The organism is Streptomyces tubbatahanensis, assembly GCF_022699385.1.
GTDB classification, from domain to species: Bacteria; Actinomycetota; Actinomycetes; order Streptomycetales; family Streptomycetaceae; genus Streptomyces; species Streptomyces diacarni.
In genome coordinates this window covers 2346962-2370885 of sequence record NZ_CP093846.1, presented here as the reverse complement: position 1 = coordinate 2370885, position 23924 = coordinate 2346962, and the positions used below count along the sequence as shown (strand labels likewise).

Sequence of the window (23924 nt, the reverse complement as noted above, 5' to 3'; positions counted from 1 at the left end):
CTCCGCGGGGCGCCGCCCGCCGCTCCCCCGGACGGACCCGGCCGCCGCGCCCCGGAGCGCGCGGCGGGGCACCGTGGACCCATGAGCGGGGAAGAAGCGGCGGCACCGGCAGACACCGGCACGCGCGGGGTCCTGTTGCCGATCGGTGCGCTCCTGCTGGGCCTGCTGCTGGCCGCGCTCGACCAGACCATCGTCGCCACCGCGCTGCCCACCATCGTCAGCGACCTGGGCGGCATGGAGCACCTGTCCTGGGTGGTCACCGCCTACCTGCTGGCCGTCACGGCGGTCACCCCGCTGTGGGGCAAGCTCGGCGACCAGTACGGGCGGAAAAGGCTCTTCCAGACGGCGATCGTCATCTTCCTGGTGGGCTCGGCGCTGTGCGGCATCGCCCAGAACATGCCGCAGCTCATCGGCTACCGCGCCGTGCAGGGCGTCGGCGGCGGCGGGCTGATCACTCTGTCGATGGCGATCGTCGGCGATCTGGTGCCGCCCCGCGAGCGCGGCCGCTACCAGGGCCTGTTCGGAGCCGTGTTCGGGACGACGAGCGTGCTGGGGCCGCTGCTGGGCGGATTCTTCACCGAACACCTCAACTGGCGCTGGGTCTTCTACATCAACCTGCCGATCGGCGTGATCGCGCTCGTGGTGATCGCCCTCGCGCTGCACCTCCCGGTCAGCCGCCACCCGCACACCATCGACTACCTGGGCACGTTCCTCATCGCGGCCGTCGCGACCTGTGTCGTGCTGGTCACCTCGCTGGGCGGCACCTCGTGGCCGTGGAACTCCGCGCAGGTCTACGGCCTGGCCGTGCTGGCCGCCGTCCTGCTGGCCTGTTTCGTCGCCGTCGAGCGGAGGGCGGCCGAACCCGTGCTGCCGCCGAGCATCTTCGCCGTACGCAACTTCACGCTTTGCGCGGCCATCAGCTTCGTCATCGGCTTCGCGATGTTCGGCTGCATGACCTACCTGCCCACCTTCCTGCAGGTCGTGCACGGCATCACCCCGACCATGTCGGGCGTCCACATGCTGCCGATGGTTTTGGGTGTGCTCGTCTCCTCCACCCTGTCGGGTCAGCTGATCACCCACACGGGGCACTGGAAGGTCTTCCCCGTGCTGGGTACGGCGATCACCACGGTCGGCATGGTGCTGCTGCACCGGATGACGCCCGACAGCTCGCAGTGGGAGATGGGCGCCTACTTCGCCGTCTTCGGCCTCGGGCTCGGTCTGGTGCTCCAGGTGCTCGTGCTGGTCGCCCAGAACGCCGTCCGCTACGCCGATCTGGGCGTGGCCACCTCGGGCGTCACCTTCTTCCGCTCGGTCGGCGCCTCGGTCGGCGTGGCCGTCTTCGGTGCGATCTTCGCCTCCCGGCTCGGCGGCAAACTCGCCGACGCGCTGCGCGGCAGCCGCCTCCCCTCGGGCGTGACGCCGCAGAGCCTCAAGCACGACCCGCAGTCCATCGGACGGCTCCCTCCCCAGGCCCGGCGCGGGGTGCTGGACGCCTACTCCTCCTCCATCACGGACGTCTTCCTCTACGCCTCACCGCTCGCCGCCCTCGCCTTCGTGCTGACGTGGCTGCTGCACGAGCAGAAGCTCCGCCGCAGCGTGCAGGTGCCGGACGAGAGCGAGACGCTGGGTCCCTGCCCCGTCGAGCGCAGCTCCGCCGACGAGGTCACCCGCGCCCTGTCCCGGCTGTGCACCATCGAGGGGCGCCGGGACCTGTACGTGCGCATCGCCGCGACGGCCGGGATCGAGCTGGCGCCTGCCGCCACGTGGCTGCTGCTGCGCGTCCACCACGACGGGCCCGTCGAGCCCGCGCTGCTGGAGGACGCCGGGGTCGTCCCGCGCCGCGTGGTCGTGGACGGCTCCAGGGAGCTGGAGGAGCGCGGTCTGGCGACCAGGGCGGGCCTGGAGCTGGTGGCCACCCCGCGCGGCGAGCAGGCCGCGCGGGAGCTCACCGACGCCCGCCAGCAGCTCCTCTCCGACCTGCTGGGCGACTGGTGGACCCCGGACCGCCCCTCGGACCTGTCCGAACTGGTGCGGCAACTGAACGCCGAGACGGGCCGCGCGGAGCCGCCCAGGGCGGCCTAGCGTCACGGCGTGACGAGCACGGCGGCACGGCGTCACGGCGGCACGGGCGCACAGCATCACGAGCGGCACGGCGGGACGAGCCACCCAGACCGGCCGAGGTCCGTCCGGGTGCGACGTCCCCCTCTGCCCCTTTCTGTGCCCGTCTATGGATGTATCGACTTTTCACGGGTGCTTGACCCTGACCGACCCGGACCGCGTAGGGTCCACCACTGGACAGTTGCAGGCGATTCGGGCACGGCGGCTGCCGTGATCCGGACAGTACGGCCCTCGCGGGGGACGCGGCCGTACCAGGGGAGGGGATCGGGATGAGGGGGGACGAACGCTGCCCCGAGTGCGGGGGGAGCGCGCTGTGCTGCGCGCACGGGCAGAGACCCGGCGCACGGGAGGGCGGACCCGAAGAGCGTGCGGAGGGACGGCCGGAGCACCAGCAGGCGGACCCTTTGCACATACGTCCTTACGTGCGGCTGCACGAGGCGGGACCGGCCGGGTCGGCAGGGGAGTGCGGAACGTCGGGGCCGACGCCCGAGGGGCCCGTGCCCGGCTCGCCCGAGGACGAGCCGCCCCGGGTGACCAGGCCGGGAGCGGGCGACGAAGTCCCCGCGCCGCTGCCCGATCTGACGCCCTTCGCCGCGCGGGGCACCGAGGAGACGGCCGAACTGCCCGCCGCCACCGACGGTGGACGGCGGCACGGCCGTAAGCGAACCGGTGGACTGCCGGTGCCGTGGGGAAGGGCGGGGCGCGGGGCCGCGGGATCCGCCGACCTGACCACCGGGCGTCAGGTGGCCGGCACTGAGCGCCGCCGGCCCAGCACCGCGGTCTTCGCCGGTGTCGGTGTGGCGGCCGTGCTGGGGGCGGGCCTGCTGACCACCCAGATCCTCACCGACGACGGCCGCAGCGCGGACGACGGCCGCGCGATGCGCCCCCTGCCGACCGACGCCCCCACCCACGCGCTGCCGACCGCCTCGCCCTCGACGTCGCAGGCCCCGAGCCGGAGCGAGCGGCCGCGCCTGGCACCGTCCCGTACGGGCGAACCGGGCACGCCCCGCGCCGACCGTGGCGGCGACGAGCACACCACGCGGTCCTCGCCCTCTCCGTCCCGTGAGGGAGGCGGGAAGAAGAGGCGTCAGGACGGGTCAGCGGAGGGCGGTCACCGGCACGGCCGTGCGGATCAGGTGCGGCCGGACACGTCGTCCGGCGAGACGCTGCGCCCCGGCGACTCGGGGCCCGAGGTCGCCGAGTTGCAGCGGCGGCTGAAGCAGGCCGGGTACTACGACAGGGGCGCGGAGGAGGACGGCGTCTACTCCTCCGGCGTGCAGGAGGGCGTCTTCCGCTACCAAGCGCACTACCGCCTCTGGGACGACCCGCCCGGCGACTACGGCCCCGCCACCCGCCGCCACCTGGAGTCCCGTACGTCGGGGTGAACGGGCTGGCGGGGCGCGGCGCTCAGTTTGTATGATGGAGGAACAAATGGTCCCGCCCGTGCCCCCCGCATCTGGAAGGGGCGTCCCTGACCGGCGGGCGGGCCATCTGTCCTCGTTCGCCGACCCGGCCGTACGCGCCGGACGGCTCGGCAGAGCCGTCCGCGACCGCCCGCGCCCCAGGGAGCTCCGCATGACGACCCCCTCCATCACCGTTCGCGGGCTGCTGCTCGACATGGACGGCACGCTCGTCAACTCCGACGCCGTGGTCGCACGGATCTGGCGGGGGTGGGCCACCGAGAAGGGCCTCGACCCCGATGAGGTCCTGCGCGTCGCCCACGGCCGCCAGGGTCACCTGACGATGGCCACCGTGCTCCCTGACAGGCCCATGGAGGTCAACTACGCGGAGAACCGCGCCCTGCTCGTCAAGGAGACCGCCGACACCGACGGCATCGTGCCCGTGCCCGGCGCCCCGGCCTTCCTCGCGGCGCTCCGGGACCTCCCCCACGCGCTCGTCACCTCCGCGTCCCCCGGTCTCGCGACGGCCCGCATGGCGGCCGCCGGACTGCGGATGCCCCAGCTGCGCGTCACCTCCGAGGACGTCAGCGCCAGCAAGCCGGACCCGGAAGGCTTCCTCAAGGGCGCGGCCGAGCTGGGCTTCCCCGCGACCGAGTGTGCCGTCTTCGAGGACTCGGCCGCGGGCATCGCCGCCGGTCTGGCCGCCGGCATGCCGGTCATCGGCGTCGGTCCCCGCGCCCCCGAGCACCGGCCCACCCTCCACGTGCCGGACCTGGAACACCTCCGCCTCGAACCGCTCGCCGACGGCCGCATCCGGCTCACCGCCACCGCGGCCGCCGCCTGATCCGCCGCCCTCACCGGCCCGTCCGCCCGGCGCCCCTCTGACCGACCCTCGGACGCCTCGTGTGACCGCCTCCGCCGGACGGTCACCTCACCGTCCTGCCGGTCGCCCCTCCCACCGTCCTGCCGGACGCCCCTCTGACCGTCCATCCGGACGCCCACTCCACCGTCCTGCCGGACGCTCGGCGGAGCCGTCCCGGGGCGTCCCGGGCCGGCTCACTTCTTCGGCGGGGCCTGCTGCACGACCTCGAAGGACCAGGTCTCGGAACCGGTCGCGGCCGGCTTCGGGCGCTCCGCGCTCTCGGCGCCGCTGTCGCCGTTCTCGCTGTCGTCGCCCTTCGCGCGCTGGTGCGCTTCCTTCATGGGGCCGTTCATCCACGCCTGGAACGCCTCCTCGTCCCGCCAGCGGGTGTAGACGAGGTAGCGGTCCGAACCCTCCAGGGGGCGCAGCAGTTCGAACCACTCGAAGCCGTCGGCGCTCTCCACGAACCCCTTACGGGCGGCGAAGCGCTGCTCCAGCACCTCCCGCTGCTCAGCCGGCACGGTCAGCGCGTTGATCTTGACGATGCTCATGTCCCCATCCTGCCTCACCTGCCGCGGGTACCGGCGGCCCGGCACCCGTGCCCCGGCCGCTGCCTCTCCGTGCGCGGAAAGGCTTGTCCCGTTCTGGTCAACCGACCGGGCGCGGCTGTCAGGTAGCGAGTAGGTTTCTCGCGTCTGACGTGAGGAGGTCGCGGGCGCACATCCGTGCGGTGCGGCCCGGACACAGTGGTACAGCGCGGGGGGCCGGCGGTGAGCTGACCGGCGGACAGGACGGAGACGGCGGGGCGTGGCGGCGGAATCGGTGGCGGAGGGGTCCAAGGGCCCCGACCGCGGCGGGAAGTGGTCCGGGGGCGGGAACGGCCCAGGACAGGGTGCCACACGGCCGTGGAGCCGCGCGGGCTTCCGTCCTGGCGTGCTCCTGGCGGGCCTGTGGGTCCTCACACTCGGCCTGGCGGTGCGGCAGGCCACCGCCGTGCTGCGGCTCCCGCAGGAGGAACGGCTGGTCGACCTGTTCGCCTGGCTCGGCGACAACGGCGTACTGCGCCTGCACGATTCGCTCTACGACGGTGACCAGCCCTTCACCGGTACGCCGTTCGCCGGGCTGGTACTCAAACCGCTCACCCGCGCCGCCGAGCAGACGCTCGGCGTCGCCTGGACGTTCGGCACGATGCTGCTGGTCGCCGCCGTCGGCGTCCTGGCGGCCAGGGCGCTGCCGGGGCCCGTCTCGCGGCGTGCCGCGCTGTGCGCCGTACCGGCCGCGCTGAGCCTGCTGGCGCTCTCCATACCCGTACGCAACACCTTCCACCTGGGCCAGACCAGCGTGCTGCCCGTGCTGCTGGTGCTGGCCGGCTGGCTGCTGGGCGGCGCGCGAGGAGAGCCGGAAACGTCCCACCGGGCGGACAAGGCATCCGTCGAGCGGCCCGTCGCGCTGTCGGGCACGGGCCGCGCCCTCCTGGGCGCGGGGACGGGGGGTGCCCTGATCGGTGTGGCGTGCGCGCTGCAGCCGGCCACCGTGCTGTTCCTGCCGCTGCTGTGGTTCACCGGCCGCCGTCAGGCGGCGGTCACCGGCACAGGCACCTTCCTGCTGTGCACGCTCGCCACCTGGGTCGTGATGCCCGGCGACTCCACGGCGTACTGGATCCACCACCTCGCGGGCGCGGGGCTGGGCGGGCCCGCCGACGCGAGCGCCAACCAGTCGCTGCACGGCGCCCTGTTGCGCGCGGGACTGCACGGACCTGCCGAGATCGTGCTGTTCGCGCTGGCGGCGGCCGCGGTGGGCTGGCTGGCGCTGCGCCGCGCGGTCCGCTACGCGCGGGACGGGCAGCCGCTGCTGGCCGCGGCGATCGTCGGCAGCGCCGCCGTGGTGGCCTCCCCGGTCGCCTGGCAGCACCAGCAGCTGTGGGTGCTGCTGGCCGTGGTCGGCCGGGTGGGCCGACGCACAGGGGACCGGCTGGTGTGGCCGGTTTTCGTCGCCATGGTGATGACGTTGGACGGCAGCGCGCTGGTCCCGAAGGTCGCCGTCTTCGGGGTGTTCGGCGAGAACGCGGTGCTGCTCGCGGCACTGCTCGCCTCCTGTGTCGTCCCCTTCATGCGCCGCGACGCGGCCGTGTGGGACGCGCCCGAACCCATGGGCGCTCTCAGCCGGCCCAACCTGATGCTGGAGCTGCTGCTGATCCGCGTCTGGTACTGGGCCTACTCCTGGGTGCGCGGGCACGCGCCCGACTCCCGCTCCCTCGCGGAGGGCCACGGACACCAGATCCTCGGCGCGGAGTCCTTCCTGCACCTGGATGTCGAACACGGCCTCAACAGGCTGGCGGTGCGCACCCAGTGGCTGCGCGACGCCTGCGACTTCTACTACTCGACGTTCCACTTCCTGGTGCCGATCGCCCTGCTGGCCTGGCTGTACGCCCGCCGGGTGCCCCGCTACCGCGGCGCGCGCACGGCGCTGGGCTGCGCGACCCTGCTGGGTCTTGTGGGCTTCTGGCTCTACCCGCTCGCGCCGCCGCGCCTGATGCCGGGCCTCGGCTACGTCGATACGGCGCACGGGCCGCAGGACCTGTCCGACCCCGACTTCGGCGCGCTCACCTCGCTGTCCAACCAGTACGCCGCGATGCCCTCGCTGCACGTGGGCTGGTCGCTGTGGTGCGCCGTGGTCGTCTTCATGATGACGCGGAACCTCTGGCTGCGGGCGCTGGGCGTCCTCTACCCGCTGATGACCACGTTCGTGGTGATGGCCACCGCCAACCACTACCTGCTCGACGCGGTGGGCGGCGTCCTGGCCGTGGTGGCGGGCTTCGCCGGCGCGCGGTGGCTGGCCCGGCTGCGGGAACGCGGGGCGCCCGCCGCGGGACCGCCACCGGGCGGAACGGACGGCCGGCCGCGGCCGCCGGAAACCGGTTCCGCTGCGGGTCCTTCGGACGGAAGCGCCGCTGGTGTTCCGCCGGGCGAGAGGAGCGCTGCCGGTCCGTCGGCGGGGAGCGACGACGGTGTTCCGCCGGGCGGAAGGGACGCTGCCGGTCCTTCGGCCGAGAACGCCCCTTCCGGTTCGCCGCCCGGCGGGACAACCGTCGGCTGACTGCCGATGGCCGAGGCGGCCGTCGGGGGCTCGCCGGTGGACGAGACTGCCGGCGGAGGCCCGTCGGAGGGGCGAGGCGGTCGGAGGGCGGGACAGTCGTCGACTGACCGTTGGTGGACGGGGTTGCCGCCGGTGGGCGGGGCGGCGGCCGCCGGCGCACCGCGCCGCGCGTGACGCGGCGGCCGGCCCGCCGCGTCACCCGTGCAGCTTCAGACCCTTGACCGCACGGTCCACCGCGTTCCGCGGGCCGTAGAGCCCCAGCCCCGCGAGGGTGAGCTTGTCGGCCTCGACCGCCCGGACGGCGGCGCGGTTGTCCGCGTCGTTGCCCGTGGCGAACATCTCGTCCGTGTAGACGGCGGTGGCCAGACCGCGGGAGAGCGCACGCCGGTGCGTCGTCGCGAGCCCGTCCGCGTCCGCCGCGAAACAGAGCACAGGCTCGCGGGCCAGTGCCAGGTACAGGTTGCCTGAGCCGTCCTCGTAGGGCTCGCCCATCACCTCGTCAGAGGCGTGCGCGATCCCGCTGGCCAAGAACGCGGTCACGTTGAGCTTCTGCCAGTCCGCGAGGTCGGCGCGGACGACGACGGCGATCTTCGTATCGAAACGCATGAGCCCAGGTTGCGGGCGCCGCGGACGGCCGTATTGAACGCTCGTGCGCGAGCTGTGCCCACCTCGTGGACGGCTCCGCGGCGCGGCGGGTGGCCCTGGCAGACTGACGCCATGGGTGAGTGCGCGCGCCGGGAGGTCTCAGACGGCACCGCGGCGGGCGACTGGGTCCGCTACTGGCGGGCGCCCGGCCAGCCGGTGGAGGCCATGCGCGCACACTTCACCGGGCACGTCTTCCACCGGCACAGCCACGATGCCTACTCCTTCGCCGTGACCGAGACGGGTGCGCAGCGCTTCCACTGCCGTGGCGGGCGGCACACCAGCGGCGCGGGCATGGTGATGGCCTTCAACCCGGACGATCCGCACGACGGCGAGTCGGCCGTCGAGCAGGGCTTCACCTACCGCATCGTCCACCTGGGCCCCGGCCTCGTCCGCTCCGTCCTCACCGACGCGGCGGGCCGCGACGCCCCCATGCCGCTGTTCCCGCAGCCGGTGCGCGAGGATCCGGTGCTGCGGCGCGCGCTGCTGCGGCTGAACGCCGCCGTCTCGGCCGGCGCCGCAGCGGGTGCGCTGGCGCGGGACGAGCGGCTGACGGACGCCGTTCTCGCCATGGTGCGCCGGGGCGCGCACAGCCCCGCGCGCGTCACCGAAGCGCGCGCCGGAACCGCTGCCGTACGCCGCGCCCGCCGGCTGCTGGAGGACGACTGGGCGGGGGAGGTCCCGGCCGAGCGGCTGGCGCGGGCGGCCGGGTGCAGTCGTTTCGCCCTCTACCGCGCGTTCCGCGCCGAGATGGGCATGCCGCCCAGCGACTACCAGCGGCAGCTGCGGCTGCGCGCGGCCCGGCGAATGCTGGCGGGCGGCGCCACGGCGGCCGAGGCGGCGGCGGGCTGCGGCTTCGCCGACCAGGCCCATCTGCACCGCTGGTTCGTCCGCTGTTACGGCATCACGCCGGGCGCGTACACGCGCGCCGCGTGAGGCTGCGCGTGGCCGTCATCCGTAGTGGACCCGCAGCTCCTTGATGCCGTTGATCCAGGCCGAGCGGAGCCTGCGGGGTTCGGCGCCGGCCAGGGAGATGCCGGGTACCAGGTCGGCTATGGCGTGGAAGATCAGGTTGATCTCCAGCACGGCGAGGCTCTTGCCCAGGCAGAAGTGCGGCCCTCCGCCGCCGAACCCGAGGTGCGGGTTGGGGTCGCGGGTGATGTCGAAGACGTGCGGATCGGCGAAGACCTCCGGGTCGTTGTTGGCCGACGAGTAGAAGAGGCCGACGCGCTGCCCGGCGGAGATCTTCCGCCCGCCCAGTTCGGTGTCCTGGGTGGCGGTGCGCTGGAAGGAGACCACGGGCGTGGCCCAGCGCACGATCTCCTCGGCCGCGGTGGCGGGCCGCTCGCGGGTGAACAGCTCCCACTGCTCGGGGTGCGTGAGGAAGGCGTGCATACCGTGGCTGATGGCGTTGCGTGTGGTCTCGTTCCCCGCCACCGCCAGCAGGATCACGAAGAAGCCGAACTCGTCCGCGTTCAGATTGCCCTCGCCCTCGGCGGCCACGAGTTTGCTGACGATGTCGTTCGCGTAGTGCGCGGGGCACTCCTTGCGTGCCTGCGCCATCGTCATCGCGTACGAGACGAGTTCGGCCGCCGACTGGGTGCCCACCTCCTGCGTGATGGCGTACTCGGGGTCGTCGTAAGCGACCATCTTGTTGGACCACTCGAAGATGCGGGAGCGGTCCTCCTGTGGGACGCCGATGAGCTCGGCGATGGCCTGGAGGGGCAGTTCGACGGCGATGTCCGTGACGAAGTCGCCGCTTCCCGCCTCCCTCGCGCCGCTCACGATGCGCCGCGCGCGCTCGCGCAGTGCGTCCTCCAGCGCGCGGATGGCCCGGGGGGTGAAGCCCCGCTGCACGATCTGGCGCACCCGGGTGTGCTCGGGCGGGTCCATGTTCAGCATGATGAGCTTCTGGATGTCGATCTGGTCGCGCGTCATGTGGTCGGCGAAGCGGATGACGGCGGTGTTCAGGTTCGAGGAGAACAGCTCCGGGCGGGTGGAGACCTCCTTGACGTCGGCGTGCCGCGTCACCACCCAGTAGCCGTCGTCCGCGAATCCGGCCACGTTGTGCGGCTGCGGGTTCCACCACACCGGGGCCGTCTCGCGCAGCAGGGTGAACTCGGGCAGGGGGACACGCTCTTGGTAGACGTCCGGATCGGTGAAGTCGAACCCGTCGGGCAGCGCGGGGCAGGAGGACATCGGCGGCTCCACTCCCTCTGTCGGGTCTCGGGCCCTCATGGCACAGGCGGCACCCCAAGCAGCCCCGGCACCACGGGCACCGGGGGAGCCGTCGAGGCGGGAGGCGCCCAGGGCGCCACCGCGTGGTGCTGACGGGCCATCAGAATCGCCCCGAAGGTAGTAACGGGTTCTACAAGTGGCAAGGGCCACGGCGGCGGAACTTGCGTACGGGGCGCACGCCGGACTCGTGCACGCCCCTTGCGCGGCGGGGAGCCGCCTCCTCACACTGTCCGAAGAACTAGAACGCGTACTAGTTGTGTTCGTCGTGCTGGTGGGGAGCCAGCCGGGCTGGAGAGGACGACTCATGGCCGCCGAACCCGTCATCGTCGAAGCAGTACGCACCCCCATCGGCAAGCGCTCCGGCGCCCTCGCCACCCTGCACCCCGCCTACCTGCTGGGTGAGACCTACCGCGAACTCCTCGGCCGCACGGGCATCCACGCCGACTGCGTCGAACAGGTCGTCGGCGGCACCGTCACGCACGCGGGCGAGCAGTCCATGAACCCGGCGCGCAACGCCTGGCTCGCCGCGGGGCTGCCCTACGAGACCGCCGCCACCACCGTCGACTGCCAGTGCGGCTCCTCCCAGCAGGCCAACCACATGGTCGCCAACATGGTGGCCGCCGGCGTCATCGACATCGGCATCGGCTGCGGCGTCGAGGCGATGACCCGCGTGCCCCTGGGCAGCGGCTCCAAGCACGGCCCCGGCAAACCCTGGCCCGAGGAGTGGCACGTCGACCTGCCCAACCAGTTCGAGGCCGCCGAGCGCATCGCCCGCCACCGCGGACTGACCCGCGCACGCGTCGACGCCCTCGGCCTGCTCTCCCAGCAGCGCGCCGCCGCCGCCTGGGCGGAGGAGCGCTACAAGCGCGAGACGTTCGCCGTCCAGGTGCCCACCACCGAGGAGGAACAGGCGGCGGGCGAGGGCATGTGGCGCTCCGTCGAGCGGGACGAGGGGCTTCGCGACACCTCCCTGGAGGCGCTCGCCCGGCTCAAGCCCGTCCTGCCCACCGCCGTGCACACCGCCGGCTCCTCCTCGCAGATATCCGACGGGGCCGCCGCCGTGATGTGGGCCTCCAAGCGCATGGCACGGGCGCTGAAACTCCGGCCGCGGGCACGGATCGTCGCCCAGGCCCTGGTCGGCGCCGACCCGCACTTCCACCTCGACGGCCCCGTCGACGCCACTCGCGCCGTCCTGGGCAAGGCGGGCATGTCCCTCAAGGACATCGACCTGGTCGAGATCAACGAGGCCTTCGCCTCCGTCGTCCTGTCCTGGGCCCAAGTCTTCGACCAGGACCTGGCCAAGGTCAACGTCAACGGCGGAGCCATCGCACTCGGACACCCCGTCGGCGCCACGGGCGCCCGGCTGCTGACCACCGCCCTGCACGAACTGGAACGGAGCGACAAGGAGTTCGCCCTCATCACCATGTGCGCGGGCGGCGCGCTGTCCACGGCGACGATCCTGCAGCGGTTGTGAGGACGCGCGGGGCGCACGGACCCCGGGGGCTCCCGGGTGCGTCCTGCGCCTGCTCCGGGCCCGGCCGGAAAGCCCTGCTGCGGGAACAGGCTAAGGCTTGTTCAGGTAGGTGAGGATGGCGCGGACACGGCGGTTGGTGTCGTCGTCATCACAGATGCCGAGCTTGCCGAACATGGAGGTGGTGTACTTGCTGATGGCGCTCTCGCTGAGAAAGAGGCGGCGGCCGATGGCCTGGTTGGACAGTCCCTCGGCCATGAGGGCCAGCACGGAGTACTCGCGTTCGGTGAGCCGTTCGAGCCCCCGGCTCGGGGATCTGCCGGACAGCAGTTTCGCGATGACGGCCGGGTCCATGGCGGTCCCGCCGCCCGCGACGCGTTCAAGGGCGCCGAGGAACTGGTCGGCGTCGAACACGCTCTCCTTGAGGAGGTAGCCCACACCGCCGGAGCCGTCGACCAGGAGCTCGCGGGCGTACAGCTGCTCGACGTGCTGGGAGAGGATGAGAACCGGCAGTCCGGGCACCTCGCTGCGGGCGGCGAGGGCTGCCCGCAGGCCCTCGTCCGACTGGTCCGGCGGCATGCGGACGTCGATGACGGACACATCCGGGCGCCACGCCCGCAGCGCGTCGAGCGTTTCAGGTCCGGTGGTCGCGGTCGCCACCACCTGGTGCCCGTACGCCTCGATCAGGCGGACCATCCCGTCGCGCAGGAGGTAGAGGTCTTCGGCTACAACGATTCGCATGGCAGCGCCATCCTGACACGGGTCGGTCCGCCCGGTGGGCTGGTGATCTCCAGGGTGCCGTCGAAGACCGCGAGGCGGCGTCGCATGCCTGCGAGCCCGCCGCCGGCTCGCTCGTCGGCCCCGCCCCGGCCGTCGTCCTCGACCTCGACAACGAGGTCGGCCTCGTTTCTGGCGAGGCTGACGCGCGCCCGCGAGGCGTGGGCGTGCCGCACCGCGTTGGTCAGCAGTTCGGCGACGCCGAAGTAGAGGGCCGACTCGATCGGCGGGTCCAGGGTCAGCCGGCCGTCAGCGCTGACGGTCACGTCGAGCGGGATGTCCAGGGCGAGGGCGCGCACTGCGTCGACGAGGCCGCGCTCGTTCAGCACGGGGGGACTGATCCCCCGGATCAGCTCGCGGAGTTCGGCCAGCGAGGCGGTGGCGCCGACCCGCGCGTCCCGCATCAGTTCCTTGGCCCGCTCCGGGTCGGTCTCCATCAGCTTCTCCGCGGTGGCCAGGGAGAGTCCGAGCGCAACCAGGCGCGCCTGCGCTCCGTCGTGCAGATCCCTCTCGATCCGGCGGATCTCGGCGGCCTGCGCGACCGTCGAGTCCGCGCGCTGGGCGGTCAGCTCCTCCACCCGGCCCGCCAGCACCATCGCAGGCGAGAGACGCAGGAAGCGGACGGCCACCGGCTCGACGAGCCGCCAAGCGTACGGGGCGGAGGCGACGGCCAGGGCCAGGCCGAGTGCCCCGACGAGACGCGCGACGAGCCCGGGCCGGCTGAGCCCGAGGACCGCCGCGGCCACCCCGGCGGGCGGGACGGCGGCGACCACGCCCGCGGTGAGCGGCACGATCCCCGTGAAGCGCAGGTCGCGCCAGGTGGCGGGGTCCTTCCACCGGAGCCGCCCCTTCTGATCCAGAAGGGCGTCCCGGCGGGTGCGCTCGTAGGAGAAGCCGTTCCACCAGTACCCGGTGGACATCCGTGTCACCGGTGCGGCCTGCCGGTATCCGGCGGGGACGACGGTGGCGGTCCACCGTGCGACGAGGAAGCGGACCATCCGGCAGACCGGGCGGGACAACGCGAGCGTCCCCCCGCACACCAGCACGAGCGGCGCCACCCACGACCAGGGGTTCGCCGCACCCCACCAGATCCCCAGCGCCACGGCGGCGGCCCACACGGCCGGGACCAGCATGCTGACGACCGTCACGACGCATGCCCGCGTGAACCCCACGCCGACACGTGCCACCCACGAACCCACCTGTCTCATGACGCATCCTTCGCTCACCGTTCGGTGCTCCCACTGTGCACCGCGCTGAGCCCGCTCCTTCCCTGTTCAGGAAAGGAGTGGGGCTACCCCCACCTGCCTGTGCGTCCAGACGGATACCGCGTCGGTCAAGCACTTCATAGCGTCGTGAGCATGGAAACCAACGCGCACACCGCGGCCGATGCGGCACTCCTCAACACCCCCCGCGCCCAAGGGGCGTTCGACACGGCGAGGAGCTGCGTCAAGGTGTACGGCGCGCTGAGCGCCGTCGCCGTCCTGGCGGTCGTCGCGGTGTCGATCAGCGGCCACACGGTGAACACGTTCATGTGGGTCCGGGCAGTGCTGCTGCCCGTGGTCGCCGTCCTGATCCACCGGATGACCGTCTCCGCTTCCCGGGGATCCCGACCGGCCTTCGAGCGAGTAAGGGCTCTCGCCGTCATCATGCCGACAGCGATCATCGGCGTCGACCTGATCCCGGGTGTCTGTCCGCCGTGGTACGCCGCGATGCAGGTCGTCTGCGTGCTGCCCGTCATCCGAGTCGCGTTCACCACCCGCGGCTCCGCACTGCGCGCCGCCTTCCCCGAGGGGCACTGACCGGGCGTCGGGCGCCGCTCCGCGCGCCTGACCGGGGGACCCGCGTCTGCCCCTGATCTTCCGGCCGGCCGTCGACCGTGAGCGGTCGGTCGCCGGTCGTGAGCCGTCAGCTGCCCGACGCCGCGCTCGCGGTGCTCGCCGGCTCCCGCGGGCCCGTTGCCGGCTCCTCGTGCCCCGCCGCCTCCGCCGGCGCGTCTCCCGCCGTGGCCGCACCGTGCAGCAGCGTCCTCGCCGCGGAGCGCGCGTGCCGCGCCGGGGTGGGGGAGTCGCTGATGGACGCGTTGCTCATCGCCCCGTCGAGCAGCACGGACAGCTGGGAGGCCAGCCAGTCGGGGTCGGTCGCGCCCGTCTCGAACGCCAGACCGCGCAGGAAGGTGCGGACCGCCGACTTGTGCTCGCGGACCGCCTCGACGACCCCCTGGGAGCCCGCCCCCAGTTCGCCGAAGGCGTTGATGAACGCGCAGCCGTGGAAGTCGGGCCCGTCCACCCAGTCGTAGAGCCAGTCGAAGACCGCCAGGACCCGGGACTCCGGGTCGGTGTGGTCGGCCACGCGCTCCTCCAGCGCGGTGCGCGCCCACCGGTCGCGGCGGCGGAGATAGGCCTCCACGAGCGCCCCCTTCGAGGGGAAGCACTGGTAGATCTTCTTGAGCGAGACGCCGGAAGCGTCACGGATCCTGTCCATCCCCACGGACTGCACGCCGTACTCGTAGAAGAGGGCGTCCGCAGCGCTGAGGATGCGGGTCTCGATGGTGTTGTCGACGTTCATGCTTCCGTTCTCCCCAGGTCTTGAGAACCGCCGTTCTCTACGATACGGTCTTACCGGAATCGAGAACGAGCGTTCTCGTGTCCGTAACGGGGAGTGAACGGGGGGCCGAAGCATGGCCGAGCGCACGACGTCGCGAGGGACACGCTTAGGTGAGCTGGCGGGGGCCGGGCTGAGTGCAGCCCCGGCCGTCGTCGGTGCGCACATCCCGCGCGCCTCTGCCGAGAGGCCGGGTGCCGCCGTGCGACCTGTCGACAGACCTGTCGGCATCTCCTGCCAGGGCGCGAGACATCTCCGCCTCAGAGACCTCCGCGCGAGACGCCGCCACGCAAGACGCCTGAACGCAAGACGCCTGCACCCGAGACGGGTCGGCGCGTCCGGTCGGCCGCTCGCCGAGCGCGGCTGAGGCAGCGGCCCTCCGCGCGCCGCTGCCGCGGCTCGGGAAACGGAGCCCTCCTCCGTGCCCTCCCTCCGGCGAGGGCGTCGCCTCGAACGGAGAAGAGCGGCGAGTCCGCGTCGCCGCACGCGCTGAGAGGTCCCGTCGGCGGGACCTCATCCGAGACCCCGCGTTCCTGCCCGTCGGGGTCGGGCAGGAACGCGGTAACTCCGTCAGGCGGCCCGAGCCCACGCCCGCCAGGACCGCCTCACGCCCGGGGCCGCGCCCGGTCGTCGCCGGTTCCGTCTCTCTCCGGCGGCGCCGCGAACGCGCCTGACGCGTCGAAGGCGGCACGCCGGGTGGCCCGGCGCAGTGCCCGCAGCACCGTGCCTCCCAACGTGGCAGTCAGCACGACGGTGAGAAGAGCCCGCGGAACGTCCCACCCCAGGGAGGTGGCCACCACGTAGGCCCCGTACCTTGCCAGGTTCTCGTGCACCGGATCGCCGGGCACGAAGGAGAGACCGGAACCGAGCCCGGCGATGTACGGCCAGCCCTGCATATTCATGACCAACCCGTAGAGCAGCGCGGAGACCGCCCCGTACGCGGCGAGAAGCAGTAGCTCCCTGCGGCCTCGCAGCGTGGCCGCGCCAGGCAGCAGCCCCGCCCCCATGGAAACCCAGCCCATGGACAGCATCTGGAACGGCATCCACGGCCCGACCCCGCCGGTGAGCAGGGCCCCGGCGAACATCGAGACGGCACCGAGCACGAAACCGAAACCGGGCCCGAGGACCCGGCCCGACAACACCATCAGAAAGAACATCGGCTCCAGCCCGGCGGTGCCCGCGCCCAGCGGCCGCAGCGCGGCACCGGCCGCGGCCAGTACGCCGAGCATGGCCACGGCTTTGGCGTCCAGCCCGGTGTCGGACACGGTCGCGACGGCGACCGCGAGCAGAAGGGGAAGCAGCGCGGCGAACAGCCATGGCGCGTCCTGCGAGTGCGCCAGCCCGGAGCCCCGCCCGGCCAACAGCGGCCAGGCGAAGGCGGCCAGGCCGGTGGCGCTGGTGAGAGCGAGCGCGGCGATCGACCGCGGCCCGAGCCGAATCGCCCTGACCTTCGCCCCGGGCCCGGACGCAGGTGCGGGCGTGGGTGCGGGCCCGGCCCCGGACGCATGCGCGGGTGCCGGTGCGGATGTCCGGGCCGGAGGTGCGGGTGCCGTGGACGGGGTGGAGCGCTCCGGTGTCGGGGCCGCGGTCGCAGGTGTGTCGGTGGGCCCCGGCTCCGCCGCCGGGTCCGAGCGTCGTCTCACAGCGCCTCCCTGACCTGGGCGACCGTCAGCCACGGCTGCGGGGCGAGGATCTTGGAGACCTGCGGGGCGTAGGCGGGAGAGGAGGTGACGACCTCGTGGGTGGGCCCGTCGGCCACGGTCTCGCCCTGCGCGAGGATGACGACCCGGTGGGCGATCTCGGCCACCAACTCGACGTCGTGGGTGGCCAGAACCAGTGCGTGCCCCTCATCCGCGAGCTCGCGCAGCAGCGCCACCAGCCGGGCCTTCGCGGCGTAGTCCAGACCGCGCGTGGGCTCGTCCAGCAGCAGCAACGGTGGCCTGGCCGTGAGGATGAGGGACAGGGCGAGGGCGAGCCGTTGGCCCTCCGACAGATCGCGGGGGTGTGCGGTGTCGGGGATGTCGGGCAGCAGCCGGGAGACGAGGGCGCGGCAGGTGCCGGGGTCCGCGCCCGCGTCCGCGTCGGCTGTCCGGCACTCCCGGGCGACGGTGTCGGCGTACAGCAGATCGCGTGGCTCCTGCGGCACGAGTCCGGCGTGGCGCAGCAGCTCCGCGGGGCGCGTCCGGTGCGGCACTCGGCCCTCCACCGTGACCCGGCCCGAGGTGGGGCGGTGCATGCCGACGAGGGTGTTGAGGAGGGTGGACTTTCCGGCGCCGTTGCGTCCCATCAGCGCGACGGTCTCTCCCGCGCGTATGCGGAGGCTGACGTCGTGCAGGGCCGTCACCCGACCGCGGACGAGCCCGAGCCGCGAGGTCTCGGCGAGCGGCGGAGCGGAGTCGTCGGGTGGGACGGCGGAGTCCGGTGGGACGGAGGCCGATGGGATGGGGGCCGCCTGGGCCGCGCCTCCCCCAGGTATCCGGGTCGCCAATCGTTCCCGGAGGTCGTGCGCCCTGCGACGGGCGTCGCGTACGGAGAGGGGGAGGGGGTCCCAGCCCGCGAGGGCGCCGAGTTCGGTGACGGGTGGCCGCACGGGTGAGACGGCGAGCATCGCGGCCGGGTCACCGAGGCGCGCGGTGGAGTCGGGGGACAGCAGCAGCACCTGGTCGGCGTACTGCACCACGCGCTCGAGACGGTGTTCCGCCATGAGCACGGTGGTGCCCAGGTCGTGGACCAGGCGCTGGATGACGGCGAGCACCTCCTCGGCGGCGGGCGGGTCGAGAGCCGAGGTGGGCTCGTCGAGTACCAGGACCTCGGGGTGCGGGGTGAGGACCGAGCCGATGGCCACGCGCTGTTGCTGGCCGCCGGAGAGGGAGGCGATGGGGCGGTCGCGGAGGTCGTTGAGGCCGAGCAGGTCGAGGGTCTCCTCGACGCGGCGGCGCATGGTGGCCGCGGGCAGCCCCAGCGACTCCATGCCGTAGGCCAGCTCGTCCTCGACGGTGTCGGTGACGAAGTGGGCGAGCGGATCCTGGCCCACCGTTCCCACGAGGTCGGCGAGTTCGCGGGGTTTGTGGGTGCGGGTGTCGCGGCCCCCCACCGTCACTCGGCCGTGCAGGGTGCCGCCGGTGAAGTGCGGGACGAGGCCCGAGACGGTGCCCAGCAGCGTGGACTTGCCCGATCCGCTCGCGCCGATCAGCAGGCACAGTTCCCCTTCGGGGAGGTGGGCGTCGACGGTGGGGAGGGCGGGCTGCCGCGCGTCCTCGTAGACGACCGAGACGTGGTCGAAGTGGATCACTCTGTGCGCTCCTCGTCGTCGTTCCGGCCCCACAGTGCTCGCGCGGTCCGGCGGGGGCCACCGTCTTCGCTGCCCGGATGGGGCGAGGGGGCGTCGCCCTGGGGGCGCCCCGCCTTTCTCCTGCGGCTCCCGGTATCCGCGGCGGTCGCCACGTAGGACCCGGAACCGGAACTGGAGTCGGGGCTGCCTCCGGTCGCTGGGGCGGGTGCGGGGGCGACGGCGGCGGGGAGCAGGCCGAGGAGAACGGCCGCGGCGGGCCACAGGGGCAGTGCGGGGGCCTGGAGCGGGACGGCGGGAGGCGCGAGCGCCGCGGGGAGCGCGTCGGCGGCGCTGATCATCAGTCCGGCGACGGCGGCCCCCGACGCGGCGACGAGCCAGGCGCGCGGGCCCCACCGGTCGGGGCGGTAGCGGGTGCGGACCGTTCGCCTGCCGCCGAGCCACAGCCCGGCCAGCGCGAGTGCCAGCCCGGCCAGCAGCACCGGCAGCCCGAAACCGGCGCCCTGCGCGGCCAGCAGGCCGTAGGTGCCGGCGCACACGCCCAGGAGTCCGCCGAGGGTGAGCGCGGTGGTGGTGCGCCGTACCGCGACCGGTACGCGTGCCGTGCGGCCGTATCCGCGCGCGTCCATCGCCGCCGCGAGCGCCACCGAGCGCTCCAACGCGCCCTCCAGCACCGGGAGCCCGACCTGGACCACGCCGCGCAGCCCGCGCGCGCCGCGCCCCCGCAGCCGGCGCGCCGCCCGCAGCCGTCGCACGTCGGCGACGAGGTGGGGCGCGAACGTCATCGCGACCACCACCGCGACCCCGGCCTCGTAGAGGGCGCCCGGCAGCGATTTGAGCAGCCTGGCGGGGTTGGCGAGGGCGTTCGCAGCGCCGACGCAGACGAGCAGGGTCGCCAGTTTGAGCCCGTCGTACAGGGCGAAGACCATGCCCTCCACCGTCACTCTTCCCCCGATCCGCACGCCCTGCGCCCACTCGGGGAGCGGCACCTCGGGCAGTTCGACGAGCAGGTGGGTGCCGGGTACGGGCGAGCCGAGGAAGAAGGCGAAGACGAGCCGGATGGCGAGCACCAGGATGCCCAGCCTGAGGAAGGCGGCGTACGAGCGGGCCCAGGGGGCGTCGGTGCGGCGCACGGCGACGACGTACCCCGCCACGGCGATCACCAGCGCGAGGAGGAGCGGATTGGTGGTGCGGGAGGCGGCGGTTGCCAGCCCCAGCGCCCACAGCCACCAGGCGCCGGGGTGGAGAGCGGTGCTGCGGGTGGTGAGCGGCGCTCTGACCAGGGGGCGGGCGGCGAACCGACGCCCTGGGGTGTGCGGTGTTTCCGGCAGGGAGCGGCGCATCGGTCAGCGCCTTCGGCGGCGCGCCTGCCAGAACGCCGCAAGGCCCAGGATCGCGACGGCGGCGACGCCCGCGGTCAGTCCCAGGCCGGAGGACATGCCCTCGCCGCCGGCGTGGCTGCCGCTGCCCTCGTCGCTCCGGGTGCCGCGGTCACCGCCCTGTCCGTCGCCGCCGTTCTCGCCGTTGTCACCGTTCTCGGAGCTTGCGTCGCCGCCCGCCTGCTCGCCGCACCCTTTGGCGGGGTAGTGGTCGATGGCGCACAGCAGGGATCCCGAGCCGTAACGGAGCGGGGAGGCGACCTCGGCCAGGACTTCGGCGGCGGACGCCTTCTCGGGTACGAGGGCGCACCGGGTCCTGGGCGCGGGCGGCGCCCCTGACTCGCTCGCGGGGGCGTCGGCGCGGGTGCCGAAGTCGATGCGGACGGCGACGCGCTTGCTGCCGTCCTCGGGCTCGGTCTTCTCGCAGGCGGCCGCGAACGTCGGGGTGCCGCGCGGCTTCGCGGCCTGCTGGGAGTCCTCGCTCAGGGCGAAGCGGAAGCCGAGGGTGTCACCGTCGTCGGGGCGCTGGGTGGCCGGGCCCTCGGTGGCGTAGGCCCAGGAGCCGGAGTCGGAGTCGTCCCGCTGCCAGAAGGACCAGTAGCGGTAGCCCGTCCCGGCCGCGGGGCGCACGGAGTCGGCGGCGTGCGCCTGCGGGACGGGCAGCGCGAAGACCGCGACGGCGAAGGCGGCGATGGTGGCGAAGGCGGTGGCCAGGAGCGCCGCCCCCGCGCGCCGGGCGCCGGCAAGGGCCCCGGCGCCCGGCGAGCAGGGTGGCCCGGCCTTCGTCCGTATGGCGGCGCGCACCGTGCGGCCCCTCACAGCTGCTGCCTCTTGCGGCGGCCGCTGAGCAGGATGCCGAAGCCGGCACCGACGGCCAGGCCGACGAGGACGAAGGCCCAGACGGGGATGGTGCCGCCGTCGTCCTTCTTCTCGGACTTCGAGGAGCCGTCGTCCGCGTCGGGCAGCTGGGCGGGCCGGGGCCCCGTGTCGGTCAGGCGGGCGAGGAGGTCGGTGCCGCCGAGCTTCGCCGGGTCGCCGCCGGTGGCGCGGGAGGCGAGCATGAGGGAACCGAGGGCGGCGGGATCGTTCTTGGACTTGTCCCACTTGTCGAGGTTGTCCGCCAGCCACGTGAGGGAGGACTTCGCCTCGTCGCGGTGGCCGCCCGCGGCCAGGGCGATCACGGCGTCCGCGGTGTTGGCGTAGTCGGGCTGTTCCTTGTCGTCGCCCGGCATGACCGTGGTGAAGTGGCCGCCGTTCTTCTTCAGGACCGAGGCCAGGTAGGCCGCGCCCGCGCCCGCGGCCTCCTCGCGCCCGCCGGGTACACCTCCGCTGTCACCGTCGCCGTCGCCGTCGCCGTCCCCGGTGCCGGTCGCGCACTTCAGCGGCGTCACCGGCTTGCTCTTGGCGCCCTTGTCCTTCGGGCCGGCGTGCTGCGGGTCGACCAGGACGCCCTGGCCCAGGGCCGCGAGCGAGGCGGCGGCCGTGGCGTCGTTGTTCGGGGTGAGCTTGCCCTTCTTGTCCGGCCGGTAGGCGAAGGCGCCCTGTTGGCCCGGGGCGTCCTCGATGCCCTTGGAGGAGCAGGTGAGCTGGAGGGACAGCAGCGCGTCGTACGGCGACTCACCGCCCGGCGCGGTTGTCTTCGCCGGGTTCTTGCCCGCGGCGTGCAGGGCGCCGATGGCCAGCGAGGTGGAGTTGGCGTCTGAGGGTTCGCCGTCCGCCGAGCCCCAGCCGCCGTCCTTGTTCTGCACGGACACCAGCCACTCCACCCCCTCGCGGACCTCTTCGCCGCGCCCGCCGATCGCCGCGAGGGCCTGCACGGCGAGGGTGGTGGCGTTGACGTCGGAGGGGGCGGTGTCCGGATCGCACTTCTTGGCCGTATCCGCCCGGTAGGCCGTGAACGAACCATCGGCGCACTGCTGGCCCGTGAGCCAGTCCACGGCCTTCTTCGCGGGCACGGCCCCGGCACCGTCCAGGGCGAGCAGCGCCATCGACTGCCGCCACACCCCGTCGTACTGGGGGTCGGCGTCGCCGTAGAGCCCGTCCGGCAGGTCCGACGGCTTCGCGTGCTGTGCCGGGCCGGAGGCCGCGACGGCGCGGGAGGGGGCCGCGGGTGCGGTGGCGGATGCCACGGGTGCGGCGCTCGCGCACAGCACGGTGGCGGCGGCGAGGACCGTGGCGCGGCGGCGACGCGGTGACATTGCGGGTGCCTTTCGGTGACGGGAGCGGACCGCAGCCGGGCACGGCCGCCCCGCCGTACGGGTCCGCACGACCGCGCGGTCCGCACCACGGTGCACCGGGCTCGGCTCCGTATACCTCGACGGTGCCGGTGGCCTGTCCGGCCACGAGAGCCCACCTTCGACCGGGTGCCCCGGCTCGCGTCCGCCCGTCGGCCGTCGCACGTGCGTACGCCGTGCGGCTGCGGCGACGGCTGCTGCTGCGGCGCACGGCGGTACGGACGACGACGCTGCGGTGGTCCGCTCACGGTTGCGGGTCAGCGCCGGATTCGCACCGGCTTCCCCCGGTCGGAGGCGTTGTTCGTCTGTCGGCCACTGTAGCGGGACCGGGCACCCGGCGACCCCCTCGGCCCTGAGCGGCCCGCGCCTGCACCGCGCAGGGCCGGTTTCGGGGCCGGTCCCGGTGGGGTTTCGGTGCCGGTGTCAGCAGGTGTCAGTCGGCGTCATCCGGCGTCATCCGGTGTCAGCCGGTGTCAGTCGGCGTCAGCCGGTGGCGCGGTAGGTGACGGGGGCGCTGCCGGGGACGGCTTCCGCGTGGCCGAGTGTGACCAGGCGCCGCAGGTGGGCCTCGGCTTCCGCCACGGCGATGTTGCGGGAGCCGAAGGGGATCTGCTCCCACGGCCGGTTCCAGCGCATGGACTCGGCGAGCTGCCAGGGGGTGAGCTCCCGTTCGGCGAGCAGCGCGCGCAGGTCGGCGAGGCGCTCCGCGTGGTGGGAGGTCAGCTCGTCCACGCGGGCCCCGGCCCCGGTGAACGCGTACTGGTGGGCGGGCAGCACCTCGGCGGGGGAGAGCTTGGCGATCCGTTCCAGGGAGTCGAGGTAGTCGCCGAGCGGGTCGGTGATCTCGTCGCTGTCGGGGTCCTCGTACAGGCCGATGTGGGGGCTGATGCCCGGCAGCAGGTGGTCGCCGGAGAAGAGCCGGCCGCCGCCGTGGTCCGTGGCGGCTGCGCCCGGCTGCGGTCGCTGCTGAGGATGCCGCTCCTCCAGGTGCAGGCACACGTGCCCGGGGGTGTGACCCGGGGTCCAGAGCGCCCGCAGGCGGCGCCCGGGCAGGGCGAGCAGCGCGTTCGGCTCGATCTCGCGGTCGGGCAGTGCGGCCCGTGCGCCCGGCAGCGGCCCGCCCGAGCCGTCGGCCAGGGCGGCGCGCAGCGGCGCGGTGTGCTCCTCGGGGGCGCCGGCCGCGGCGAGTTTTCCGACGAGGTAGCCGAGCCACTGCCGCTTGTCGGAGGTGCGGGAGCGGCGCACCACGGCGGCGTCCGCGGCGTGCATCGCGATCCACGCGCCGGACTCCTCGCGTACGCGCGCCGACAGCCCGTGGTGGTCGGGGTGGTGGTGGGTGACCAGGACGCCGTGCAGGGAGCCCACCGAGGTGCCGCAGGCGGCCAGTCCGTCGACGAGGGTCTGCCAGGAGGCCGGGTCGTCCCAGCCGGTGTCGACCAGGACGGGTCCGGCGTCGGTGTCGATCACGTACACGAGGGTGTGGCCGAGCGGGTTGTCCGGAATGGGGACGGGGATGCTCCAGATCCCGCCCCTGTGATCGGTGACTCGTGGCGGCTGGGCGGACCCCTCCGGGGCCCGTTGCGGCTCGGCGGCCCGCTCGGCGGATCGCCGGGGCTCGGCGGTCGCTTGCGGCTCGGTGGCCCGCCGCGGGCCGACGCCCGGCTGGGGCCCGGTGGTCCGCGGCGCGTGCGGCGCGTCCGTCATGGCGGTGGCTCCCGGAGGATTGCGTACGCGAGTCCGGCCGCCGGGAGGTCCGGCCGGCCTGGAGACGAGGGCTGGCACAGGCATTGTTCCCTAGAACTAGAACTGGTACTAGT

Annotated in this window: 19 protein-coding genes; 7 read left to right on the top strand and 12 right to left on the bottom strand. The window is 73.6% G+C overall.

Annotated features, from left to right (window positions below):
- Positions 1–81: 81 nt before the first annotated feature.
- The 3 genes from MMF93_RS10210 to MMF93_RS10200 all read left to right on the top strand — a co-directional run bounded on the left by MMF93_RS10210 (position 82) and on the right by MMF93_RS10200 (position 4362).
- Positions 82–2082, top strand: a complete 2001-nt coding sequence (locus MMF93_RS10210) for an MDR family MFS transporter (RefSeq protein WP_242750876.1) — start codon at positions 82–84, stop codon at positions 2080–2082.
- A gap of 440 nt (positions 2083–2522) precedes the next feature.
- Entirely contained in the window at positions 2523–3503 is a 981-nt protein-coding gene (locus tag MMF93_RS10205; RefSeq protein ID WP_242750875.1) for a peptidoglycan-binding protein, read from the top strand.
- Between the two features lie 190 nt (positions 3504–3693).
- Positions 3694–4362 carry an HAD-IA family hydrolase gene (locus MMF93_RS10200; RefSeq protein WP_242750874.1) on the top strand — a complete coding sequence of 223 codons (669 nt, stop codon included), beginning with the start codon at positions 3694–3696 and terminating at the stop codon, positions 4360–4362.
- A 212-nt stretch (positions 4363–4574) separates the two neighbouring features.
- On the opposite strand, the gene MMF93_RS10195 is transcribed toward MMF93_RS10200, so the two are convergent.
- Positions 4575–4931 carry an antibiotic biosynthesis monooxygenase family protein gene (locus tag MMF93_RS10195; protein WP_242750873.1) on the bottom strand — a complete coding sequence of 119 codons (357 nt, stop codon included), beginning with the start codon at positions 4929–4931 and terminating at the stop codon, positions 4575–4577.
- Positions 4932–5187: 256 nt separating this feature from the next.
- Between MMF93_RS10195 and MMF93_RS10190 the strand changes: the two genes are divergently transcribed.
- Positions 5188–7476 carry a bifunctional glycosyltransferase 87/phosphatase PAP2 family protein gene (locus tag MMF93_RS10190; protein ID WP_423835392.1) on the top strand — a complete coding sequence of 763 codons (2289 nt, stop codon included), beginning with the start codon at positions 5188–5190 and terminating at the stop codon, positions 7474–7476.
- A gap of 195 nt (positions 7477–7671) precedes the next feature.
- Here the strand turns inward: MMF93_RS10190 and MMF93_RS10185 are convergent, their stop codons facing one another.
- On the bottom strand, positions 7672–8082 hold the full coding sequence (locus MMF93_RS10185; protein ID WP_242750872.1) for a DUF2000 family protein: 411 nt from the start codon (positions 8080–8082) through the stop codon (positions 7672–7674).
- Between the two features lie 111 nt (positions 8083–8193).
- Between MMF93_RS10185 and MMF93_RS10180 the strand changes: the two genes are divergently transcribed.
- Positions 8194–9054, top strand: coding sequence for an AraC family transcriptional regulator (locus MMF93_RS10180; RefSeq protein ID WP_242750871.1), 861 nt, complete (start codon positions 8194–8196; stop codon positions 9052–9054).
- Positions 9055–9069: 15 nt separating this feature from the next.
- Here MMF93_RS10180 and MMF93_RS10175 read toward each other — a convergent pair whose 3' ends face one another.
- Positions 9070–10317 (bottom strand): cytochrome P450, encoded by a 1248-nt coding sequence (locus MMF93_RS10175; protein ID WP_242750870.1) that lies wholly within the window; start codon positions 10315–10317, stop codon positions 9070–9072.
- Positions 10318–10660: 343 nt separating this feature from the next.
- Here MMF93_RS10175 and MMF93_RS10170 point away from each other — a divergent pair, with 343 nt between their 5' ends.
- The gene (locus tag MMF93_RS10170) at positions 10661–11830 is read left to right on the top strand and encodes a steroid 3-ketoacyl-CoA thiolase (protein ID WP_242750869.1); all 1170 of its coding nucleotides are present in this window, start codon (positions 10661–10663) and stop codon (positions 11828–11830) included.
- 90 nt (positions 11831–11920) lie between these two features.
- On the opposite strand, the gene MMF93_RS10165 is transcribed toward MMF93_RS10170, so the two are convergent.
- The gene (locus MMF93_RS10165; protein ID WP_242750868.1) at positions 11921–12568 is read right to left on the bottom strand and encodes a response regulator transcription factor; all 648 of its coding nucleotides are present in this window, start codon (positions 12566–12568) and stop codon (positions 11921–11923) included.
- The gene (locus tag MMF93_RS10160) at positions 12553–13812 is read right to left on the bottom strand and encodes a sensor histidine kinase (RefSeq protein WP_242750867.1); all 1260 of its coding nucleotides are present in this window, start codon (positions 13810–13812) and stop codon (positions 12553–12555) included. Before MMF93_RS10160 ends, MMF93_RS10165 begins: the two co-directional genes overlap by 16 nt.
- Before the next feature lie 150 nt (positions 13813–13962).
- On the opposite strand from MMF93_RS10160, the gene MMF93_RS10155 reads away from it, so the two are divergent.
- On the top strand, positions 13963–14403 hold the full coding sequence (locus MMF93_RS10155; RefSeq protein ID WP_242750866.1) for a hypothetical protein: 441 nt from the start codon (positions 13963–13965) through the stop codon (positions 14401–14403).
- Between the two features lie 106 nt (positions 14404–14509).
- Here MMF93_RS10155 and MMF93_RS10150 read toward each other — a convergent pair whose 3' ends face one another.
- The 7 genes from MMF93_RS10150 to MMF93_RS10120 form a co-directional block, all read right to left on the bottom strand.
- On the bottom strand, positions 14510–15169 hold the full coding sequence (locus MMF93_RS10150) for a TetR/AcrR family transcriptional regulator (protein WP_242750865.1): 660 nt from the start codon (positions 15167–15169) through the stop codon (positions 14510–14512).
- Positions 15170–15810: 641 nt separating this feature from the next.
- The gene (locus MMF93_RS10145; protein WP_242757440.1) at positions 15811–16644 is read right to left on the bottom strand and encodes an ECF transporter S component; all 834 of its coding nucleotides are present in this window, start codon (positions 16642–16644) and stop codon (positions 15811–15813) included.
- 200 nt (positions 16645–16844) lie between these two features.
- A complete protein-coding gene (locus MMF93_RS10140; protein ID WP_242750864.1) occupies positions 16845–18497 on the bottom strand; it encodes an ABC transporter ATP-binding protein in 1653 nt (550 codons plus the stop codon).
- A complete protein-coding gene (locus MMF93_RS10135) occupies positions 18494–19837 on the bottom strand; it encodes an energy-coupling factor transporter transmembrane component T (RefSeq protein ID WP_242750863.1) in 1344 nt (447 codons plus the stop codon). Before MMF93_RS10135 ends, MMF93_RS10140 begins: the two co-directional genes overlap by 4 nt.
- 3 nt (positions 19838–19840) lie before the next feature.
- Positions 19841–20536, bottom strand: a complete 696-nt coding sequence (locus tag MMF93_RS10130) for an SCO2322 family protein (protein ID WP_479685629.1) — start codon at positions 20534–20536, stop codon at positions 19841–19843.
- A 152-nt stretch (positions 20537–20688) separates the two neighbouring features.
- Complete coding sequence (locus MMF93_RS10125) at positions 20689–22071, bottom strand: SCO2321 family membrane protein (RefSeq protein ID WP_242750861.1); 1383 nt, start codon at positions 22069–22071, stop codon at positions 20689–20691.
- Between the two features lie 519 nt (positions 22072–22590).
- The gene (locus MMF93_RS10120; protein WP_242750860.1) at positions 22591–23811 is read right to left on the bottom strand and encodes a Strvi_7410 family MBL fold metallo-hydrolase; all 1221 of its coding nucleotides are present in this window, start codon (positions 23809–23811) and stop codon (positions 22591–22593) included.
- Between the last annotated feature and the right edge of the window lie 113 nt (positions 23812–23924).

Bases quoted from the DNA above. Each gene is read 5' to 3' on its own strand.
- MMF93_RS10210 (WP_242750876.1), top strand. From the start codon at position 82: ATGAGCGGGGAAGAAGCGGCGGCACCGGCAGACACCGGCACGCGCGGG.
- MMF93_RS10200 (WP_242750874.1), top strand. From the start codon at position 3,694: ATGACGACCCCCTCCATCACCGTTCGCGGGCTGCTGCTCGACATGGAC.
- MMF93_RS10195 (WP_242750873.1), bottom strand. From the start codon at position 4,931: ATGAGCATCGTCAAGATCAACGCGCTGACCGTGCCGGCTGAGCAGCGG.
- MMF93_RS10185 (WP_242750872.1), bottom strand. From the start codon at position 8,082: ATGCGTTTCGATACGAAGATCGCCGTCGTCGTCCGCGCCGACCTCGCG.
- MMF93_RS10180 (WP_242750871.1), top strand. From the start codon at position 8,194: ATGGGTGAGTGCGCGCGCCGGGAGGTCTCAGACGGCACCGCGGCGGGC.
- MMF93_RS10175 (WP_242750870.1), bottom strand. From the start codon at position 10,317: ATGTCCTCCTGCCCCGCGCTGCCCGACGGGTTCGACTTCACCGATCCG.
- MMF93_RS10170 (WP_242750869.1), top strand. From the start codon at position 10,661: ATGGCCGCCGAACCCGTCATCGTCGAAGCAGTACGCACCCCCATCGGC.
- MMF93_RS10165 (WP_242750868.1), bottom strand. From the start codon at position 12,568: ATGCGAATCGTTGTAGCCGAAGACCTCTACCTCCTGCGCGACGGGATG.
- MMF93_RS10160 (WP_242750867.1), bottom strand. From the start codon at position 13,812: ATGAGACAGGTGGGTTCGTGGGTGGCACGTGTCGGCGTGGGGTTCACG.
- MMF93_RS10155 (WP_242750866.1), top strand. From the start codon at position 13,963: ATGGAAACCAACGCGCACACCGCGGCCGATGCGGCACTCCTCAACACC.
- MMF93_RS10150 (WP_242750865.1), bottom strand. From the start codon at position 15,169: ATGAACGTCGACAACACCATCGAGACCCGCATCCTCAGCGCTGCGGAC.
- MMF93_RS10135 (WP_242750863.1), bottom strand. From the start codon at position 19,837: ATGCGCCGCTCCCTGCCGGAAACACCGCACACCCCAGGGCGTCGGTTC.
- MMF93_RS10125 (WP_242750861.1), bottom strand. From the start codon at position 22,071: ATGTCACCGCGTCGCCGCCGCGCCACGGTCCTCGCCGCCGCCACCGTG.
- MMF93_RS10120 (WP_242750860.1), bottom strand. From the start codon at position 23,811: ATGACGGACGCGCCGCACGCGCCGCGGACCACCGGGCCCCAGCCGGGC.